Below are 15,941 nucleotides of genomic sequence, written 5' to 3' on the forward strand. Positions count from 1 at the left end.
AGGATTTCCAGTGGCAAGGCCCGGAGCGTCTCGCTTCAGCACAGCCGCTTATCAGGAGGTTAGCGCTGCCGCCTCGCGCGCGATGCGCTCCACCTCCGCTTCGTCGACAGACCCGCGCGGGGCGACCCAGCTGCCGCCGACGCACAGCACCGGATCGAAAGCCAGCCACTCGCGCGCATTGTCCAGTGACACACCGCCCGTCGGGCAAAAGCGGCACTGACCAAACGGCGCGGCGAGCGCTTTCAGCGCCGGCAGGCCGCCAGCAGCCACGGCGGGGAAGAACTTGAAATGCGTGAGGCCGAGGTCGAGCCCGCGCATGATGTCGCCTGCATTGGCAATGCCGGGGAGGAAGGGAATGTTCTCGCGGAGCGCGGCTTTGCCGAGCGGTTCGGTCAATCCCGGCGAGACGATAAACTCGCTGCCCGCGTCGATCGCATCGGCCAGCTCGCGCTGATTGGTCACCGTGCCCGCGCCGACAATCGCCCCGTCCACACCCTTCATGGCGCGGATTGCATCGAGCGCCGCTGGCGTGCGCAGCGTCACCTCGAGAACGCGCAGGCCACCTGCAACCAGCGCGCGCGCCAGCGGCACGGCGTGGTCCACATCGTCGACCACGATCACCGGAATCACCGGCGCGGTGGTCATAATGTCGGCGATGGCAGTCATGTGTATTCCCTCGCGAATGCTGCGGCGGCGCCGAACAGGCCCGGTTGCGGGTGGGTGATGAGTTTGACGGGAATGGACGCCATCAGCTCCTGGAAGCGTCCCTTGGCCTTGAAGCGCTCGGCAAAGCCCGACTTAAGCAGCGTGTCGCGGATGCGGTAGCCAAGCCCGCCTGCAATCACGACGCCGCCGAAACCGCCCTGCGCCAGCGCGATATCGCCAGCGACGCTGCCCAGCGAGAGGCAGAAGCGGTCCACCGCGGCGGCGGCGAGGCTGTCGCTGCCGTCCTGACCGCGCGTCCAGATGGCGATGTCGTCCTCGTCGGTAACCGGCTTCCCCTCCATCGCCGCCAGCGTCTGGTAAATGTCCGAGATGGCCGGTCCGGACACGACCCGCTCCACCGACACACGGGTATGGCGCTTACGCAGACGGGCAAGAATCGCATCCTCGATGCTGTCGAGCGGGGCGAAGTCGATATGGCCACCCTCGGTCGCGGAGACGCGATAGGTGCCGTCGGGTTCGCGGTAGAGGTGCGCGACGCCGAGGCCGGTGCCGGGGCCGAGCACGCTGAGTCGACCGGTCGGCGCGAGCGGCTTGTCCGGGCCGGTGAGGTGGATGAACTGGTCTTCCTCCACCCGTGCCACTGCATGCGCGACCGCTTCGAAGTCGTTGACGATGCAATATTGCTCGACGCCGAGTTTTTCCTGCACCAGCGCCGGGCGGATGATCCACGGATTGTTGGTGAAACGGATCACATCGCCGCCAACCGGCCCGGCAATTGCCATCGACACGCGCGGCGGCAGCGATCCGCCCATTCGGTCGCGGAAATCCTCCCAGGCGGTCTGGAAACTGGCGTGATCTTCGGTGTGAATCGTCTCGGGCTCGCCGAGCGTGATCGTGCCGTCGTCGGCAATCGTCGCAATGACGAAGCGGGCGTGGGTGCCGCCGATATCGACGCTTACGAGATCCATCTTACAGCCCTGCCATGGCCAGCATCGAGGATGCGCCCTGTTCGGCACCGTCGGCATTGGCGCGGAACATGGCGAAATATTCGCGGCCCATGCCGGTGTCGGGCGCGGGCGCTTCGGCAGGCTCGCGCGTAACGAGATCGGCGGTGGTCGACAGCTCGCCGGTCGCCGCGCAGACCTTTACCATGTCGCCATCGCGCAACTTCGACAGCGGTCCCCCGCCAAGCGCTTCGGGGGTGCAATGGATGGCCGCCGGGACCTTGCCAGAAGCGCCCGACATGCGGCCATCGGTGACGAGCGCGACGCGATAGCCGCGATCCTGCAGCACGCCGAGCGCGGGGGTCAGCTTATGCAGTTCGGGCATACCGTTGGCGCGCGGGCCTTGGAACCGGACGACGACGACCACGTCCTTGTCGAGCTCACCCTTGGAGAAGGCCTCGTTGACGGAGCGCTGATCGTGGAACACGCGGCACGGCGCTTCGACCGTCCAGCGCTCGCGCTCCACCGCGGAAGACTTGAAGCAGGCGCGGCCCAGATTGCCCTCGACCAGTCGCATGCCGCCGTCTGCCTGAAACGGATCGGACGCGGGGCGCAGCATTTCGGTGTCGCCGGATGGGCCCGGGTCGCGCCAGGTCAGCGCGTTGTCCTCGAAGCCGGGTTCGCGCGAATAGCTCTCGAACCCGCCATCCCACACGGTGAGAATGTCCTCATGCGCAAGTCCTTCGTCGAGCAGCGTGCCGATGACGTAGCCCATGCCGCCGGCTTCGTGGAAATGGTTCACGTCGCCCGAGCCGTTGGGATAGACCCGCGCCACTAGCGGTACCGCATGCGACAACTCGGCGAGGTCGTTCCAGTCGAAGCGGATACCCGCCGCGCGCGCCATGGCCGGGATGTGGATCGCGTGATTAGTCGATCCGCCGGTAGCCAGCAGGCCGATAGCCGCATTGACGATCGCCTTCTCGTCCACCACGCGGGACAGCGGGCGGAAGTCGTCACCCTCCTGATGGATAGCGGCGAGGCGATGGGTCGCCGCCCGGCTCAATTCCTGCCGCAGTTTCGCACCCGGCTGCACGAAGGCCGAGCCGGGAACGTGGAGCCCCATCATTTCCATCATCATCTGGTTGGAGTTGGCCGTGCCGTAGAAGGTGCAGGTGCCGGGCGAGTGATAGCTGCCCATTTCGCTCGCGAGCAATTCGTCGCGGCCCACCTTGCCCTCGGCATAGAGCTGGCGGGTCTTTTGCTTTTCCTTGTTGGAAATACCGGTGCCCATCGGACCGGAGGGCACGAAGATCGCCGGCAAATGGCCGAAGCGCAGGGCGCCCATCAGCAGGCCGGGGACGATCTTGTCGCAAATGCCGAGCAGCGCGACGCCGTCGTACATGGCGTGGCTGAGTGCCACGACGGTGCTCAGCGCGATCGTGTCGCGGCTGAACAGCGAGAGTTCCATGCCCGCCTCGCCCTGGGTCACGCCGTCGCACATGGCGGGAGTCCCGCCGGCGACCTGCACCGTCGCGCCGACCTCTCGCGCCCAGATCTTCATCCGTTCGGGATAGCGGTAGTAGGGCTGATGGGCGGAAAGCATGTCGTTATAGGCGGTGACGACACCCAGGTTCGGCCCGCGCGCCGCCTTGATGGCTTCCTGGTCCTCCTCCGCCCCGGCAAAAGCGTGGGCGAGGTTCGAGCAGGATAGCGAATGTCGATCGACCTGCCGGTCGCCCTCGCGCTCCATCAGGTCGAGATAGTCGCCCCGGCTCTTGCGCGAATTTTCGATCACGCGCTGCGTAACGCGGTGGATGGTGTCGTTAAGCTTAGTCATCGTGCCAGGTCACCCCGTCGCGTTCGGCGAGCGCGATGGCAGCGCTCGGCCCCCACGTGCCCGCGGCATAGGCCTTCGGCTCGGTATCGTTTTCCGCCCACACGGCGCGGATGTGGTCGATGAACTCCCACTGCGCCTCCACCTCGTCGCGCCGAACGAACAGCGTCTGGTCGCCATGGACGAGGTCGAGCAGCAGGCGCTCATAGGCGATGCGGCGGACGACGTCGGAAAAGGCATCGGGCATGGCAATGTCGAGCGGCACCGGACGCAGGCGGAGGCCATCTGTGCCGAGGCCCGGCACCTTGGCCATCATCGTAAGCTGGATGTTCTCTTCCGGCTGTATTTCGATCACCAGCCGGTTGGGCTCGGTCTTCGCGCCGCGCCCTTCGAATATCGAATGCGGGATGCATTTGAACTGCACCACGATCTCGGTAACGCGCTTGGGCATGCGTTTGCCGTGGCGAAGGTAGAATGGTACGCCGCGCCAACGCCAATTGTCGACATGGGCCTTCAGCGCGACATAGGTTTCGGTGTCGCTGTCCTTGCCAAGTTCCTCGTCGTAGCCGGGCACGCTCTGGCTATCGACCGCGCCCGCGCGGTACTGACCGGTGACGACCTCTTCCGCTTTCGCGGGGCGCAATGCGCGCAGGACCTTGACCTTCTCGTCACGCACGGCGGTGGCGTCGAAACTGGTCGGTGGCTCCATTGCCACCAGCGCGAGCAATTGCAGCATGTGGTTCTGGACCATGTCGCGCAGGGCGCCGCTATCGTCGTAATAGGCGACGCGCGACTCCAGCCCGACCGTCTCGGCCACCGTGATCTGCACATGATCGACGTAATTCGAATTCCACACCGGCTCGAGCAAGATATTGGCGAAGCGCAGCGCCAGCAGGTTCTGCACCGTCTCCTTGCCGAGATAATGGTCGATGCGGAAAATGCGGTCTTCGCTGAAAGCTTTGGCCACCGCATCGTTGATCTCGCAGCTGGAGCCGAGATCTGTGCCGAGCGGCTTTTCCAGCGCGATCCGGGCACTGCCCTTGGTCAGGCCAACTCGTTCCAGATTGGAGATGGTCGGCTCGAACAGGCTCGGCGCGGTCGAGAGGAAGATGGCCAGGCCGTCATACTCGCCCACCTCTTTCGCCAGTTCGTCATAGCCTTCAGGCGTTGTCGCATCGACCGGAACGTAGGTCAGCCGATTGAGAAAATCCGCCATCGGGCCGCGGCGATTGGTCGGCAGGTATTTCTCAAGCGCCTCGCGTGCGAACTGGCGGAACTCGCGGGTCGACATTTCCGACCGGGCCGTCGCGACGATGCGGAGGTCCGGATCGAGCAAATGATCTGCGTGAAGCGCGCAGAGCGAGGGCAGGAGCATGCGCTGGGACAAATCGCCCGTCGCGCCGAAGAGAAGCAGGCGATCGGCCGTGAAATTCATTCGGTGCACCCTGCCATCATGATCGTGTCCCTCCTTGGCCTTTCGCTACCAGCGCCGCGCACAGCGTGCCAGTGGGCTGCATTCCTATTCTTTGGCTCTATTCTTCGCGAACTTCGACGCTGCTGGATTTGAAGTCACTGGCGCCGAAGGTGGTCATGAAGCTGACGTCCGCGGCATCGCGACCGACGCCGATTTTTACCGTTTCCGAGGGATTGGCCATGCCGGTTGCATCGACGATCTGCCACGTGCCGCCGCCTTCGATCTCAGGGTCGGCGAGGAAAACTTCCGCAACGGCATGGAAATCGGGCGGCGAGACGCCCGGGGAGTAGCACGAGACGTAGCGCGCCGGGATGGCGCAGGCGCGTGCCAATGCCACAAGCACATGGGCATAATCGCGGCAAACGCCTTGTCGCGTGACGAAACTCTCTACCGCGCCGGTGTCTGGCCCGGATGCACCGGGCGTGTAGCTGAAATTGTCATGAATCCAGTCACGCATCGCGGCGATTTGAGCGCCGCCCTCGAGGTGTCCGAATTCCGATTGTGCGAAAGGCTGAAAACGGTCGGCGTGGCAGTAGCGGCTGTCCAGCAGGTAGTGGATCGCCTCTCCGGGCAGTTGGTGCGCGGGTAGGGATTGAAGGCTGGAAAGGTCCGCCAATTGACGCTTGATCTCGATCTTGGCTCGATATTCGACCTCGCAATGTCCGTCAGCGCTCAACCAGATCCGTTCGCCGATGTCGTCGTCGGCAGGAACACGGGTAAAATCCTGCCCCGGCGGCAGATGTGTTTCACATGAGAGGATGGTCTGCTCGGGCAGGGCGGCGGCTTCGAATTGCAGCAGGACGTCGGTCGGACCGTCGACGCCGAAAGCGAAGCGCGTATTGATGGATATTGGCATATGACGGGACAACGCCGTCGGCCCTCGATCGTTTCGACAATCGGAACGATTGCCATCCAACCAGGGGCCCATGAAAAAAGGGTCCCGTTAGGGACCCTTTCATTCGCTTGGTTTCGTCACGGCGATCAGCCGGTGAAGAACCATCTCCAAATGCTCCACATGGCAATACCTCCTGTTGGTAGAGGTATTAACTGCCATTAACCATAGATGTTTGTAAAGCCTAAACCATGTTTGCCAAGCGGCCTTCTGCGTTTTTCGCGTTATATTCCAGGAGCTTGGATAAAGTAATCGGTCTGCTAAATACGAAGCCCTGAAGCTCATCGCAGCCCATTTCGTTAAGAATTTCAGCTTCTTTCATCGTCTCGACGCCCTCGGCGACGACGGTGATTCGCGCCTGATGGCCCATCTCGACGATGCTCGACACAATTGCGCGCGCCTTGGGATCTTCGACGATCTTCGATACGAATAGGCGGTCGATCTTCAATTCGTTGAACGGCAGTCCGAAAAAGGTTTCGAAATTGGCCGCACCGACACCGAAATCGTCGATCGACAGGCCGACGCCCAATTTGACCAATTCGTCCAGGATCGTCGCCGCCGCTTCCATATCCGCAATCCGCGCCGTCTCGGTAATCTCGAGGGTCAGATAGCCCGGGTCGAAACGGGTCGCCTGCAGCGCATTGCGGACGAGGCCGACGATGCGCATATCCCTGAGCAGGGTCGCAGATATATTGACGGAGACTTTGAGCGGGGAATTGCGGAAATGCAGCAACTGTCCGGCCGAGCAGGCGCTTTGTAGGACGTAGCGCGTGAGGTGCTCCATGCGACCTGCCTTCTCGCATTGCGCGACGAAATGCGTCGGTTCGATGAAGCCCTTGGCCGGATCGTGCCAGCGTATCAGGGCTTCCACCCCGACGATGGCGCCGGATCCGCTGTCTATCTTGGGCTGATAGACGCAGTAAATCTCCCCTGCATCCATTGCTTCGTCGATCCGCGCACGGAGCGAGATGTCCCACAACAGGTCGGCATTCTCGCTGCTTTCCGCCAACTTGATGGGATCATGGGCTTCCGTGGTGTCCTCGGCAGCTGCAATGGCTGCCGGGACGCGGCCCCCAGGCTCGTTGTCGATCGCGGCAACGCCGAAGGTAATGCCGACGTCGATGGACACTTCGCCGACATGGACCGGTGCCGCGAAAATTGCGCGCAAGCCAGCAAGGTGCTCCGTCTGAGCGGAGCTATCCTCGATCGGTGAGTGCCACGCGACGTAGTGGCCTTCGGTAAAGACAGCCAGATCGGTATCGGCCGCGCGTAAACGGTCGATTAGCTTCAGCAGGTAAGTCGTGCGCTCTTCCGAGGCGAGGCTTTTGAGAATCCGCTCGTAGTTATGCACTTTGGCAACCACCACGTGTCCGGTTGTAACATTCTCACGGATGAGGCGGCTATCGAGTGCCTTGAGCGTCGGCAGTCCGGTTTCCTGGTTGGTCAGGGCGAGGCGGCGCTTCAGGCGCGTTCGGGATCGGAATACCGCGTAGATCGCAAAAAGCGCCAACGCATACGAAACCTCGAGACGGACACCGATCCTGGCGGACGCTACCAGCATGGCGGGCACGAGCAGTACAAGTGCAGCATAGCCAAGCCAGCGCGTTCTTCGTGTAGGGCCAAGCAGGATGAGGCAGGCCAGGAGCGAAACGAAGATAGCGAGCGTGGCCATCGGGCCCAAATGACCAAGCCGCCCGCTTTTGAGCGTTTCTCCAGCGTAGATCGAAATATAACTTGGAGGGGCGTTCGTACTGTTCGGCACGATGAGATTGGAGCCAGAGCTGTTACGGTCATGACCGATGACGACTGTCTTGCCGGCGAAGTCTATACTCACCGGAGCATCGGGATCGCCAAGAAGCTCGGCTAGCGAAGTCGCCGCTATTTGCTGTCCCGAAAAACCATAGTCGATTTGGAACTTGCCCTTTTTGTCATCGCTCGTTTCCCCACCCAGCGAAGCAGCTAACGAAGGGATGCGGCGACCGCCGACGATGAAACCGTAGTCGGCTGTCCAAGCGATGCCGAAGAGGTTCATGTCGCGCCGATCGGCGACAACGCGCGAGGCCGAAGGCCCAAGACTGGAGTGGTTTCGTCTTAATTGCTGGCTGAAGTCCATATCTCCCACGAGTTGATCGACAAGGGCTATGCGGGGCCCGAGCCCCTCGATCGCAGCGTTCAAAGATGCATCATGCGGCGCAGCCGACGGCTTTTCGAAGACTATGTCGAGATAGACTTTGCCGACGCCGCGCCGGTCCAGTTCCTCGAGAGCTTTGGCGAGCTGAAGTCGCCGATGGCCGGAGTTCGGGTCGTTGAGGATTTGGTCGCTACCGACGAAAACGATATCGCCGGAGGCTTTCTGCCCGGCAATCTTCGACTGGAACAGCCACAGAAACTGATCGATCGGTTCGAACAGCATCACGGCGAACAGGGGAATTACGAGAAGGACCGAGAATATCAGGTGCCGCAGGCGTTCTCCCACGCGCCGGGCACTCCTCAGCCGCAACCGCGCCGGGAGAAGCCGCTTTCCTGAAAAGGCGCGTTCGGTACCCATCCATGCGCTTATGGGCGTCTTAAGTTTAAGAAACCTTTGACGCGACCCGCGGGTTTTTGCGTCCAGCGCCGAATTGCGCGGGATCGGGTGGTTAAAGCGCGCTTAGCAATTGCGCTAGCCGATGGGCTATCAAACCGGGCCGAAGGATGGTGTCGGTCGGAAAAAGTCTACGATCTTGCAGGGTTGCGGGCTCCGAGCGGCAATTACCCGATTTGGTAAATGTCTACTCTGCGCCGGTGCGCGAGAAATTTTATACGATCGTCCCGAACAGATCGTGCGCGTCGCTGTCTTCGATCAGGGCAGATACGATGGCACCGGGCACCAGATCGGACGACGCATCTCGCAAATAGACGGCACCGTCGATTTCGGGCGCATCCGCCTGGCTGCGACCGGTGGCCCCGACATCGCCGTCCTCGTCCGGCGCCCCGACCTCGTCGATGATGACCGGGATCGTCTTGCCCACTTTGGCCTCGAGCTTCGCAGCGCTGATCCGCTCAGTCACTTCCATGACGCGGGCGAAGCGTTCTTCCTTGACCTCTTCAGGTACGGGATCGGGCAGGGCATTCGCCTGCGCGCCCTCCACCGGTTCGAAGCGGAACGCGCCGACGCGGTCGAGTTGCGCCTCTTCCAGCCAGTCGAGCAGATAGCGGAAATCGTCCTCGGTCTCACCCGGGAAGCCGACGACGAAGCTGGAGCGGATGGCGATTTCGGGACAGATGTCGCGCCAGCTTTTCAAGCGCTCGAGCACCTTGGCTTCGTTGGCCGGGCGCTTCATGGATTTCAGCACCTTCGGGCTGGCGTGCTGGAAGGGAATGTCGAGATAGGGCGTCAGCAACCCCTCTGCCATCAGCGGGATGACCGCGTCGACATGAGGGTAGGGATACACATAGTGCAGCCGCACCCAGGGCGGCATGCCGCCGCCGATGTCGAGCTGGCCGAGTTCGCGCGCGAGGTCGGTCATGTGCGCGCGCACTTCGCGGCCCTTCCAGCTACGGCTCTCGTGCCGCGTATCGACGCCATAGGCGCTGGTGTCCTGGCTGATGACTAGCAGTTCCTTGGTTCCCGCCGCGACCAGCTTCTCCGCCTCGCGCAGCACGGCATCGATCCGGCGGCTGGCCAGCTTTCCGCGCAGGTCGGGGATAATGCAGAAGGCGCAGGAATGATTGCAGCCTTCGGAGATCTTCAGATAGCTATAATGCCGCGGCGTTAGTTTCACGTCCGGCTGCGGGATGAGGTCGATATACGGGCCCTGGCTTGGCGGCGCATGCTCGTGGACGGCCTCGACCACGGCCTCGTACTGGTGCGCGCCGGTCACTGCGAGCACGCTGGGATGCGCGGCGCGGATGGCGTCGGCCTCCTCGCCCATGCAGCCGGTCACAATCACGCGGCCGTTCTCCGCAATCGCTTCGCCGATCGCCTGCAGGCTTTCTTCCTTGGCGCTGTCGAGGAAACCGCAGGTGTTCACCAGCACCACATCCGCGCCGGCATAGTCCGGGCTCATCGCGTAACCGTCGGCGCGCAGGCGCGTGAGGATACGCTCGCTGTCGACCAGGGCCTTGGGGCAGCCGAGGGAAACCATACCGACCTTCTTCTGGTCGGGGATCGAGGTGGTGGAGGTGCTCATGTACCGATGTCCGTGAATTTCGCGGCCCCCTACACGAATGGCACCCGCGGCGCTAGGAGGCTTGCATGGGACCGGTAGACTGGATCGCAGTGGCGCTGGCGTGGCTGGTCGCAGCTTTGCTCGGCGTCGCTTTCTACGGCAAACGCGCGACGCCGCGCGGCAATCTGGTGCTGCACGCGGTCGCCGCCCTGCTGCTTTTCGTCAGTGCGGCCATGCTCGGCCACATGTTCGCGCGGGTGGGCGAGGCAACGCTGGCGGCCAAACCCTGGCTCTATTTCATGATGGCGGGCGGGTTGGCGCTGACTTTTATCGGCCCGGCCCTGTTCATCACCGCTGTCAGGCGCGAAGAGCCGATCGGCAAAGCGCTGTTCGACTGGGGATACTGGCTGGCCGCCTATCTGGCGATGGGCGCGACTTTCTGGCTAGTCTGAGCCGACCGGGTAGGGCACCTGATCCTCATGGTCGTGGCCGTCGCCCTTGGTGGTGCCATTCGGAGTCGGGACGATCTCGACCACGATGTCGCCGGGCTGGAGGTTCTGGCATTCGTCCTCCCAAAACCCCAGCGCCTTGCCGTTGCGATAGACGCGCAGGCCGCGCCCGCCGGTGCGCAGCTCCGAGATAGCGCAGCCGCATTCCTCTTCGGTGATCTCGCGCTCGACCAGCTGGACCCGGCCCGAAACCGAAGCGAGGTCGGCGAGGTAATCGGCGATGTGCTCGCCCTTGGCGCTGCCGGCGAGCAGCAGCCCGGTGAACCGTACCGGGTTGATGACGTTGTTTGCCCCGGCCTGCCGCGCCAGCGATTCATTGTCGTCGGCGCGCACGACGGCGCTGATCGGCACAGTCGGTGCCAACGCGCGCACGGTCAGCGTGATGAGGATCGTGGTGTCGTCGCGCCCGGCGGACACCAGCACGTTCTGCGCTTGGTTGATCCGCACCGCTTTCAGCGTGGTATCGCGCGTGGCGTCTGCCGCCATGATATTGCAGCCGAGCGCTTCGGCGTCTGCCAAGCGGTCCTCGCTCGGGTCGATCACGACGATGCAGGTCGGGTCGACACCGCGCTCGATCAGCTCGGCGACCGCTTCTGAGCCGGAGATGCCATAGCCCAGCACCACGATGTGGTCCGAAAGCTGTTCCTGGATGCGGGCCATGCGCCATTTCTCCCAGCTGCGCTTGATGATGAAATTATACGCCGTGCCGACGAAGATGAAGAACACGGCAAAGCGGATCGGCGTCACGATGACGGCCTCGACCAGTCGCGCCCGGTCCGAGATCGGCGCGATATCGCCGAAGCCGGTGGTGGTGATCGAGATCATGGTGAAATAGATGACATCGAGGAAGCTGACCTCGCCGTCGAGATTGTCGACCAACCCCTCGCGGTCCCACCAGTGGATCATTACCACGATAAAGATGAGAAACAGGGCGAGGCCGAGACGGATGCCGAGATCGCCCCAGACGGGGATCTTGACCGCGCGGCGCAGCGGCTGGAACCGGGGGCCGCGAAAGACGCGCTGGGGTTCCTTCTGCGGGACGACCGTGTCGACCTGGCGATCCTTGCGGCTCATTGCGCGCCTCTTCTGCCGATCAGCCGGGCCGGATCGACGGGCACATTGTCTTTGAGGATGTCGAAATGCAGCTCGGGCCGCGTCGCCTCGCCGCCCTGGCCGGCGATGCCGATGCGCTCGCCCGCCTGCACGAAGTCGCCCAGCTTCACGGTGACGCGCGCCAGATGGCCGTAGCGGGTGCGCCAGCCATTGCCGTGATCGAGCACAACAAGCGGCCCGAAGCGGCCACTGTCTTCCTGCGCGTAGACGACCTTGCCACTGGCCGAGGCGCGGACCATGTCGCCGGTCTTCACCGCATAGTCGATGCCTTCGTGGCCCTTGCCGTCGGCGGTGCGCTGGAAGCCGAGCAGTGCCGCGCCATCGTGCGGAGCGCGGAAGAACGGGCGGTCGCTCACGGGGGTGGGCGGGATCGGGCGGGCAGAGAAGGCCGGAATAATCAGTTTCTGGCCGACCCGGATATTGTAAGGCGGCTCCAGGCCATTCGCCACGGCGATCAGGTCGAAGGGCACGCCGTAATCGATCGCGATTGCGAAGCCGGTTTCGCCGCGCCTTACCACGTGGCTGCGCTGGCGCGGGATGGAGAGCACCTGCCCGACGCGAACGTCGTAGGGTTCGACCAGCCCGTTGGCCGCCGCGATCACCGTTGCCGGGACCTGCGCGCGCTCGGCGATGGCGCTCAGCGTCTCGCCCTTTTTCACGGTGTGCTCGGTCTCGGTCGCGGGATTGCCCGCTGCCATCAGCACGAACGCCGCAAGCGCGAGGGCGAGGCGCTTCATCCCGCGTACCGCTCCGCCAGCGAACCGAGCGAGGAATGGTGCGTGAGGTCGAGCTGGAGCGGTGTCACCGACACATAACCTTCGTCGATCGCCTCCAGATCCGTTCCATGGTCGAGCGTATGCTCGATCGCTTCCAGTCCGAACCAGTAATACTTGAAACCGCGCGGGTCACGTCCCTCGACCACGGTGCCGCGCGAATAATCGTGGAAACCCTGCCGCACGACGCGGATGCCCTTCACCTTGCTTGGCGGAAGGGGCGGGAAATTCACATTGACCAGCGTGCGTTTGGGCAGAGGGGTGTCGAGCAGCGGCGCGAGCACTTTCGCGCCCCATTCCACTGCCGCGCCGAAGGGCACATCGTCGCCCGCGTTTTCCTTCGAATAGACCTGGCTCAACGCAATCGAGCGCACGCCTGCCAGCGCCCCTTCGATGGCGGCAGAGACGGTGCCGGAATAGGTAATGTCGTCGGCCAGGTTGGCGCCGCGGTTCACGCCGGAAAGGATTACGTCAGGCGGGCCGTCCATCGCCTTGCGCAGGCCCATAGTGACCGAGTCCGTCGGTGTGCCGGTCACCGAGAAGCGGCGCTCGTCATGCTGGCGTAGCCGTACCGGGCGCGTGAGAGTGAGGGCATGGCCCATGCCGGACTGCTCCTCGTCCGGCGCGCAAATCCAGATGTCGTCGCTGAACTGCCGCGCGATGCCCTCCAGCACCTCGAGGCCCTTAGCACGAATGCCGTCGTCATTAGTGAGGAGGATGCGCATCAGTTCTTAGGCTCCAGCTTGGTAACCCCGCCCATATAGCTGTGCAGCGCCTCCGGCACATCCACGCTGCCGTCGGCGTTCTGGTAGTTCTCCATCACCGCCACCAGCGTGCGGCCGACCGCGAGGCCGGAGCCATTGAGCGTGTGGACGAATTGCGTCTTCTTCTCGCCTTCGGGGCGATAGCGGGCATTCATCCGCCGCGCCTGGAAATCGCCGGTGTTGGAGCAGGAGGAAATCTCGCGCCATGCGCTTTGCCCGGGCAGCCAGACTTCGAGGTCGAACGTCTTGCGCGCGCCGAAACCCATGTCCCCTGTGCACAGCAGCATGCGGCGATAGGGCAGGTTAAGGGCTTCCAGCACGCCTTCGGCACATTTCGTCATGCGCTCATGCTCGGTCTCGCTGTCCTCCGGACGGCAGATGCTGACCAGCTCGACCTTCTCGAACTGGTGCTGGCGAATGAAGCCACGGGTGTCGCGGCCGGCAGACCCGGCTTCGGAGCGGAAGCACAGCGTATGAGCGGTGAGGCGCATCGGTTCGGCGAGGTCCGGCAAGATGTCGCCTGCAACCGAAAAGGTGAGCGGAACTTCGGAGGTCGGAACAAGCCAAAACTGTTCAGCGGTGTCAGCAACATCTAGCATTTCGCCGAGTTTTGTACGGAAGTCGCCCTCTTTGGTGTTTGCCATTTGCTGCTCGAAGTCGTCTGGCATCGCCTGCCAAAACAATTTCTCTCGAGTGCTCATGTCTGCCGCAAAGAAGCTATCCTCGGCGAACTTCGGCAGCTTGTCCGTACCGTACATCGCGTCGTCGCTCACCAGTACCGGCGGGTTGCATTCGGTGTAGCCGTTCTCGCGCGTCTGGCGGTCGAGCATGAATTGCGCCAGTGCGCGGTGCAGGCGGGCGATGTCTCCGCGCAGGAATGTGAAGCGCGCGCCGGAGAGCTTCGCGCCGGTCTCGAACTCCATGCCGAGCGCCGGGCCGAGGTCGGCGTGTTCCTTCGGCTCGAAATCGAATGCGCGCTTCTCGCCCCACTGGTGAACTTCGACATTGTCGTCCTCGTCCGCGCCTTCGGGCACATCGTCGGCGGGGATGTTAGGCAGGGTCGCGAGCAGGTGGTCAAGCTCTTCGCCCGCAGTCCGCTCGGCCTTGTCCCATTCGGGCATCGAGGCCTTGATCTCGGCCACTTCGGCTTTCAGCGCTTCGGCCTTGTCCTTGTCGCCCTGGCCCATGGCCTGGCCGATCGCCTTGGAGGCTTCGTTGCGGCGGCTCTGAGCCTGCTGGACCTTGGTCGTGGCCTCGCGTTTCTTGGCGTCGAGCGTCACGATCCGGTCGGCCGCCGGCTCGGCTCCGCGCTTGCGCATCGCGGCGTCGAAACTCTCGGGATTGGCGCGGATGAAAGCGATATCGTGCATGGGGCGGGCGTATGCCTTGTCGCCGCGCGCTTGGCCAGAGGGATAGGGAATAGAGCCATCGCTTGAGCTTTCACAGGCACATCTTTAGGCCCTGCACGTTCAGGGACGACCGGAACAGCTTGAAAGGCATAAGAGACTTGCAACGCCAGCCAATCGAGCCGCCACGGCGCACACGCTTTATCGATATTGCCGACAAGGTCGTCCGCGCAGGGCGGAAGATCGGTGCCGTTGCGCCTGCGCGGCTGGAGAAGGACTTCCTGCTCGAACAGGCCGCCGAAAAGACCGGCCTCGACGATTTCGGCGATCCGTGGTTCGAAAAGCCGTTCGAGGTGCTGCTCGACAGCGTGAAGCGCGAGGCGCGGCTCAACGCAGCGGGCGACTTTTCCGCCATGCAGCAGTTCCAGTACGTCCTGGAAAGCCGCCTCTATGCGCAGATGTGGTTCAAGCAGCACCTGGAAATCCTCGCTCGCCCGATCCGCAATCCGGTGGTCATCGTCGGCCCCATGCGGTCGGGCACCACACGGCTCCATCGCCTGCTCGCGAGCGACAAACGTTTTGCGCACATGCGCAGTTTCGAGACGATCAGCCCGGTCCCGCGGCCCGGCTTCGAGGACGTGCTGGCGGGCGAGAAGGAGGATTTCCGTCCGAAACTCGCCGCGCGGATCATGAAGGTCGCACGCCTCGCCAATCCGCGCACGCTCTCGATCCACCCGACGGGCCCCTACGAGCCGGAAGAAGAGCTCGGCCTGCTGGTCGCAAGCATGTGGGGCATGAAGCACGATGCACAGTGGCAGGTGCCGAGTTATTCCGCCTGGTGCGCACAAGAGAGCGCCGTCCCCGCCTATCGCTACATGGCGGACCTGCTGCGCCTGATCGGCTGGAGCCAGCAGGAAAGCAGCCTCAGGCCGTGGATCCTCAAGACGCCGCAGCATATGCTGGACCTGCCCGCGCTGCTCGAGGTCTTCCCCGACGCGCGGCTGATTTTCACGCACCGCGACCCCAAGCAGGTGGTTGGCAGCGCCGCCTCGCTTGCGTGGAACCAGACGATCATCTATTCCGACCATGTCGACCCCGATCGCATGGGCCAGACATGGCTCGACAAAACGGCCGAGATGATCGCCAGGATGCGTGCGGCACGCGATGCCATCCCGCCCGAGCGCATGATCGACGTGCATTACGACGACATGGAAACCGACTGGCGAGGCACGATGGAGCGGGTCTACCGCTTCCTCGAATTCGATATCGAACCCGCGTTGGAGCCCATGCAGGGCTTTCTCGACCGCTCGGCCAAGCTCAAGCGCCATCCGCACCGCTACAGCCTGGAGGAGTTCGGCCTGAGCGAAGGGCAGGTGCGCGAGCGTTTCGCAGATTACGTTTCGACCTACGGTGTCGCGACGGATCGTGAGGCGAGCGAAACGCGTCGCCGGATGTGGAAATAGAAAGGGCCGGCG

General features: G+C 63.4%; 13 protein-coding genes. 2 read left to right on the forward strand and 11 right to left on the reverse strand.

Annotated elements, in window-relative coordinates; all coding sequences use genetic code 11:
- Positions 1-51: 51 nt before the first annotated feature.
- The 7 genes from eda to rimO form a co-directional block, all read right to left on the reverse strand.
- On the reverse strand, positions 52-666 hold the full coding sequence (gene eda, locus Q9K02_RS04320; protein ID WP_305931781.1) for a bifunctional 4-hydroxy-2-oxoglutarate aldolase/2-dehydro-3-deoxy-phosphogluconate aldolase: 615 nt from the start codon (positions 664-666) through the stop codon (positions 52-54).
- A complete protein-coding gene (gene glk, locus Q9K02_RS04325; RefSeq protein ID WP_305931782.1) occupies positions 663-1,634 on the reverse strand; it encodes a glucokinase in 972 nt (323 codons plus the stop codon). Before glk ends, eda begins: the two co-directional genes overlap by 4 nt.
- 1 nt (position 1,635) lies before the next feature.
- Positions 1,636-3,447 carry a phosphogluconate dehydratase gene (gene edd, locus Q9K02_RS04330; RefSeq protein WP_305931783.1) on the reverse strand — a complete coding sequence of 604 codons (1,812 nt, stop codon included), beginning with the start codon at positions 3,445-3,447 and terminating at the stop codon, positions 1,636-1,638.
- A complete protein-coding gene (zwf, locus tag Q9K02_RS04335) occupies positions 3,440-4,879 on the reverse strand; it encodes a glucose-6-phosphate dehydrogenase (protein ID WP_305931784.1) in 1,440 nt (479 codons plus the stop codon). The genes edd and zwf overlap by 8 nt, the downstream gene beginning before the upstream one ends.
- 97 nt (positions 4,880-4,976) lie before the next feature.
- On the reverse strand, positions 4,977-5,774 hold the full coding sequence (locus tag Q9K02_RS04340) for a transglutaminase-like domain-containing protein (RefSeq protein ID WP_305931785.1): 798 nt from the start codon (positions 5,772-5,774) through the stop codon (positions 4,977-4,979).
- A 220-nt stretch (positions 5,775-5,994) separates the two neighbouring features.
- Positions 5,995-8,358, reverse strand: a complete 2,364-nt coding sequence (locus tag Q9K02_RS04345; RefSeq protein ID WP_340309937.1) for an EAL domain-containing protein — start codon at positions 8,356-8,358, stop codon at positions 5,995-5,997.
- Positions 8,359-8,608: 250 nt separating this feature from the next.
- Positions 8,609-9,982 (reverse strand): 30S ribosomal protein S12 methylthiotransferase RimO, encoded by a 1,374-nt coding sequence (gene rimO / locus Q9K02_RS04350; RefSeq protein ID WP_305931786.1) that lies wholly within the window; start codon positions 9,980-9,982, stop codon positions 8,609-8,611.
- A gap of 65 nt (positions 9,983-10,047) precedes the next feature.
- On the opposite strand from rimO, the gene Q9K02_RS04355 reads away from it, so the two are divergent.
- Positions 10,048-10,413 carry a DUF1761 domain-containing protein gene (locus Q9K02_RS04355; RefSeq protein ID WP_305931787.1) on the forward strand — a complete coding sequence of 122 codons (366 nt, stop codon included), beginning with the start codon at positions 10,048-10,050 and terminating at the stop codon, positions 10,411-10,413.
- On the opposite strand, the gene Q9K02_RS04360 is transcribed toward Q9K02_RS04355, so the two are convergent.
- Genes Q9K02_RS04360 through serS form a run of 4 tightly spaced genes read right to left on the reverse strand, consistent with a single transcriptional unit; the run spans position 10,405 to position 14,490 of the window.
- Complete coding sequence (locus tag Q9K02_RS04360; RefSeq protein WP_305931788.1) at positions 10,405-11,544, reverse strand: potassium channel family protein; 1,140 nt, start codon at positions 11,542-11,544, stop codon at positions 10,405-10,407. The genes Q9K02_RS04355 and Q9K02_RS04360 overlap by 9 nt on opposite strands.
- The gene (locus tag Q9K02_RS04365; protein ID WP_305931789.1) at positions 11,541-12,320 is read right to left on the reverse strand and encodes a M23 family metallopeptidase; all 780 of its coding nucleotides are present in this window, start codon (positions 12,318-12,320) and stop codon (positions 11,541-11,543) included. The genes Q9K02_RS04360 and Q9K02_RS04365 overlap by 4 nt, the downstream gene beginning before the upstream one ends.
- The gene (gene surE / locus Q9K02_RS04370) at positions 12,317-13,081 is read right to left on the reverse strand and encodes a 5'/3'-nucleotidase SurE (protein WP_278327542.1); all 765 of its coding nucleotides are present in this window, start codon (positions 13,079-13,081) and stop codon (positions 12,317-12,319) included. Before surE ends, Q9K02_RS04365 begins: the two co-directional genes overlap by 4 nt.
- Positions 13,081-14,490: a serine--tRNA ligase gene (gene serS / locus Q9K02_RS04375; RefSeq protein ID WP_305931790.1), complete on the reverse strand. Its 1,410-nt coding sequence runs from the start codon at positions 14,488-14,490 to the stop codon at positions 13,081-13,083. Before serS ends, surE begins: the two co-directional genes overlap by 1 nt.
- A gap of 137 nt (positions 14,491-14,627) precedes the next feature.
- Between serS and Q9K02_RS04380 the strand changes: the two genes are divergently transcribed.
- Positions 14,628-15,929 carry a sulfotransferase family protein gene (locus Q9K02_RS04380; protein ID WP_305931791.1) on the forward strand — a complete coding sequence of 434 codons (1,302 nt, stop codon included), beginning with the start codon at positions 14,628-14,630 and terminating at the stop codon, positions 15,927-15,929.
- Positions 15,930-15,941 lie beyond the last annotated feature (12 nt).

Origin of the sequence: Qipengyuania profundimaris, assembly GCF_030717945.1 — a bacterium.
GTDB classification, from domain to species: Bacteria; Pseudomonadota; Alphaproteobacteria; order Sphingomonadales; family Sphingomonadaceae; genus Qipengyuania; species Qipengyuania profundimaris.